At 34.7% G+C, this 239-nt stretch carries 1 protein-coding gene; it reads left to right on the top strand.

Annotated features, from left to right (window positions below; genetic code table 11):
- Nucleotides 1–239, top strand: a 239-nt coding sequence (locus H5993_RS09770) for an ATP-binding cassette domain-containing protein (protein ID WP_204777126.1), incomplete at its 3' end; no start/stop codon positions are given.

Raw genomic sequence — 239 nt, 5'->3', positions numbered from 1 at the left:
ATGTTGACACTTCTAAATATAAATGAAGAGTTATTGGAACGTTCCCCTTTTGAGTTGAGTGGTGGGCAGAAGAGGATGGTTGCATTAGCATCGATTTTAATCACTTCCCCATCTATTCTTTTTTTAGATGAACCAACTGTTGGTCTTGATATAGAAAGCAAAACTCTGTTTTTTAAACTCATGAAAGAGCTGAATATGAGAGGAACGACAATTATTCAAGTTTCTCATTTTTTAGAGGA

Origin of the sequence: Limosilactobacillus alvi, from assembly GCF_016900115.1 — a bacterium.
Classification (GTDB): domain Bacteria; phylum Bacillota; class Bacilli; order Lactobacillales; family Lactobacillaceae; genus Limosilactobacillus; species Limosilactobacillus alvi.
Note: the sequence above shows the minus strand (reverse complement) of the source record. Positions and strands in the feature narration are given on the sequence as shown.